General features: G+C 63.5%; 3 protein-coding genes and 1 pseudogene. 2 read left to right on the forward strand and 2 right to left on the reverse strand.

Annotation, left to right across the window (positions count from 1 at the left end):
- Positions 1–219 precede the first annotated feature (219 nt).
- A complete protein-coding gene (locus C8J40_RS20535; RefSeq protein ID WP_165911560.1) occupies positions 220–636 on the forward strand; it encodes a hypothetical protein in 417 nt (138 codons plus the stop codon).
- 258 nt (positions 637–894) lie between these two features.
- On the opposite strand, the gene C8J40_RS20005 is transcribed toward C8J40_RS20535, so the two are convergent.
- Positions 895–1,014: a DUF393 domain-containing protein gene (locus C8J40_RS20005; protein ID WP_235527835.1), complete on the reverse strand. Its 120-nt coding sequence runs from the start codon at positions 1,012–1,014 to the stop codon at positions 895–897.
- Positions 1,011–2,336, reverse strand: a complete 1,326-nt coding sequence (locus tag C8J40_RS20010; RefSeq protein WP_082466247.1) for an FAD-dependent monooxygenase — start codon at positions 2,334–2,336, stop codon at positions 1,011–1,013. The genes C8J40_RS20005 and C8J40_RS20010 overlap by 4 nt, the downstream gene beginning before the upstream one ends.
- Before the next feature lie 209 nt (positions 2,337–2,545).
- Between C8J40_RS20010 and C8J40_RS20015 the strand changes: the two are divergent.
- Positions 2,546–3,730: pseudogene (locus tag C8J40_RS20015) on the forward strand (integrase arm-type DNA-binding domain-containing protein); the annotation flags it as partial.
- Positions 3,731–3,887 lie beyond the last annotated feature (157 nt).

The raw sequence follows: 3,887 nt of genomic DNA on the forward strand, positions 1-3,887 counted from the left end.
GCGAGCGGTCCGTTCCAGACAGATGCGCCATGCCACAAACATACCATGCGCCGCGATCTACGGGAATCCTCAGACCGGGTTCTCACACAGTCTGCGTGATTTCTGCATCAATCATGTTGCCGCATATCCAGCGGGCGATGCCTTGCTTTTTAGGACCGCTGCGATGATCGCCAGCTCATGCGGTGTCTGAGGTGGATTGTCATAGCTATAGCCACGGGCGTGGCCGGTTGGGCTACCGGCAATGCTATCCTGAATCTCATGATATGGCTTCTTGGTCCATCGGTAGCGATCAACTTTTCAGGGTATCATCGGGAGATAACCCCGTTCTTGATCTTCCTTGCGACGGTTTTCGGGCCGGTCACAGAGTCCTTGGCGGTCTGGGTTTTGGTTTGGCTGGCTCAATCGAGATTCGGTTTGGGTCATGTCAGCACGTCGCTGGCGACCGGCGCTACGATGGTCATATTGCACGGAATTTCTTGGGCGTCGCTCGCCGTTTTGCCGACCTTCGCAATGCACGCCGCGATCATGTTTTCAGCGAGATTGAGGCGTCGATCTGGATCCGGCTATCTCATTATCGTCGGTGCCCACTCTTTGCAGAACCTCATTTCGGTTATTCGCCCCCTGCTCATGGCGTAGACACCTTCTGCAAGGGTGACCTGACCGAAAAGATCGCGCTGAACGAATGACCGCTTTCGGGAGCCGTGTTTCGCAACCCGAGCGTCCGGCGTTGGGCGATCACCCCTGCCCTACGGCTTCCGGCCAGACCCACAAGGAGACATTCAGCGCCTCTTATCGTGTCTCCGAAAGCAGACATCCGTTCAGCCGTCCGGATCTAAGACCCGAGGCGCCGAATGCTCCAAAAATTAGACGGTTGCGTCGCCGGTCAGGTACCGATCAACGGGTATCGACGGCGAACGTGATGGCCCGACGCGTGTCGAGCCCGCGCATCAGCGCGATCTCGCGCTGGCAGAAGGGGCAGTCGCCGTCGTGCCAAACCGTGACCCGGTTGATCACCCTGCCGCCCGACCGTCACGACGGCTGCGCGCGACAAGCAGGGTCGCGACGCCTAGCCCGGCGACGAGCCCGAGTAACGGCAATAGGCGGTTCGGCGGGAACCCGTCCGCGGCGATCGTTGGCGCTTTGGACGCCGGAGCGTCGTAGCGTGACAGGTCGACGTCCTTCGAGCGGCCGCCGAACAGCTTGCTGGCGACGCCGCGCACTGCGGGGCGGCTCGCCAAGTTGAGAACGCCGTGGAGCAGCCGGATGCCGAGCTGGCTGTGCGGGTTGGCCAGCCGCGGCGCGATCTTGGGTACGCCCTGTGCATCCTCGACCATCGGCCGCATCGCCTGCTCATAGGCCGCCAGCGCCGCGAGCACTTCGGTCGAGCGGATCAGTTCTTGGGCCAGCACATAGGCGCCAGTGACCGCCAGGGTCGTGCCGTAGCCGGCGATCGGTGTCGCGCACCAAGCGGCGTCGCCGGTCAGCACGACATGCCCCTTCGACCAGCGCGGCATCCGCACCTGGCGCAGGACGTCGAAGTAGAAGTCGTCGGTCGTTTCCAGGCCGGCCAGCACGCGCGCACTCTGCCAGCCCGCATCCGCGAAGCGCTCGCGCAGCCCCACCTTCTGGCGCTCGACACTCCAATCCTGCTCGCCCCGCGGAGGCTGCTGCAGCGACAGCATCGCACGCGCGGTACCGTGCCGATCGGGGCGGAGCGACACGCTGCGGCCGCCGGGTGCATTGTACCAGCGCCACAGGCGATCGTCGTCCGGCTGTCGCGGAATGGTGAAGTAGGCGATCGTCAGGTCCATCCAGCGCGGCGCGTTCTCACCCGGGAAGACTAGCTCCCGCGTCTGCGACCCGACGCCCTCGGCGACAATGACCAACTCGTATCGCTCGGTGATGCCGCCAGCGAACTTGACGGTCGCGCCGTCATCATCCTGCGCAATATCCGCGATGCTGTCGCCGAACCGGTAGGTCGCATGGTCCTTCGCCGGCTCGTAGAGCAGGCGAGCCAGATCGCCTCGCAGGATCTCCATCTCAGCGGTGGGTCCGTCGGTGCCCGTGTCGGCGGTGAGGAACTGGGCGACAATCGTGCCGTCCTCCTCGACCCACGCCGTCCCCTCCTCGCCGGTGCCCTGCTCCAGCGCGGTCTGCTCCAGTCCCATTCGGCGAAGCACCTCGCGGCCGACTCCACGCACGTCGATGTTCTGGCCGCCATCGCGGAAGCCCGATGCTCGTTCGACCACGGTAACGTCAAAGCCAGCACGCCCAAGCCACCAGGCGACGGTGTTGCCGGCGACGCTGGCGCCGGTGATCAGGACACGACGGGACATGAATGTGCTACTCCTCGTCTACCCAACGAACGACGGCGGATAAATCGCCCTTGGAACCTACGTAGCTAACATGCGCGCACGGCGAAGCCGGCGGCATCACGAGGACCCATAAGCGGGCATTTAAGCCGGCCCTGCCAATTGTCGATACCGGATGTTCGTCCAACAGCGTGCTCGCGTAGAGCACACCTTACGCAAGCTACGCTTGCAGAATGGGAAAAAAGCTAGCAAAATCAACGGTAGACCGTTTAGAAACACCCCGCAGTTTGGGGTGTGGGGATGGCTATTTGCTCCCCAGAAATCCAGCGATTCCGGTGGCTTGTGGCCGCGATTTGACGGTCTTGGATGGCTATCTGCTCCCCAACCGGTCCAGAGCCGCGGATCGGGCCTTTCTCGACGGCAATTTCGCCCGAAAAAGCCATCCTGTTCGCTGCTCTGAATATACCATCTGGGACACCGAGATTGCCGGGTTTGGCCTCCGGGTACGCCCAAGCGCCAACGCCTTCTGGACGGTTCGGCTGCGCCATCGCGGCAAACAGCGCCGTGTTACGCTCGGGCGTGCCGAAGATGTCGATGCTTCGTTTGCGCGTGCTCAGGCACGGCGTTTGCTCGGCGAGGTGGCGCTCGACGGCTTGCCCAAGCGGACGTCGGTCAAGGTCACGCCGACGCTGTTCGACTATGTCGAGACCTACTGGGGGGACGTTGCCCGGTACTGGAAACCGTCAACAGCCAAGCGCAATCACGACGCATGGCGGCGCGATCTTGCACCAGTCTTCGGCGCGATGCGGGTCGCTGACGTGCTGCCCGCCGATGTGGTTCGCTGGCGTGACGAGTGCGGGGGCAGGGCGGAGACCCGCTACAATCGCGCTGCGCCAGTGCTGGCCAGCTTGCTCAAATATGCCGAGGCGCTTCATTTCCGTCGCAAGGGCTCGAACCCCTGCCGGGGCCTGCCACGCTACCCCCGAGAAGCAAAAGAACGCTACCTGTCACGGATCGAATATCAGCGACTAGGTGCGGCGCTTCGGGTGGCGGAAGCGACGCACCCGGCGCAGGTCGCGATCATTAGGTTGTTGCTCTACACGGGCGCACGGATCGGCGAGATCCGTGCGCTCCGGTGGGAATGGGTGCAGCCGCCCCGCCTGGCGCTGCCCGATAGCAAGACGGGGCCCAAGACCATCTGGCTGAATAGTCACGCGCTCACGATTCTGGAGGCGCTTCCGCGCCGCGCAGATTGCGCGCTCGTATTCCCGGACAAGACCGGTAAAGCGCCGGTCGCTGTGACCAGCTGGTGGACCGCACTTCGGTGTCGTTGTTCGATGCCCGACCTGCGCATTCACGACCTGCGGCACAGCTTCGCATCCACCGCCATCATGGACAATGTCCCGCTCGCCACGATCGGCAAGTTGCTCGGTCATGCGTTGCCGGAAACTACCGCGAAGTATGCGCACTTAGCGGAAGACGACGACCGAGCCTCGGGCAACACGACCCCGCCGGCGACATGGTATCGCTTCACGGCCGACCGCACCGGTGCACACCCGCAAGCCCATCTTGCCG

The organism is Sphingomonas sp. PP-CC-3A-396, from assembly GCF_004343105.1.
Classification (GTDB): domain Bacteria; phylum Pseudomonadota; class Alphaproteobacteria; order Sphingomonadales; family Sphingomonadaceae; genus Sphingomonas.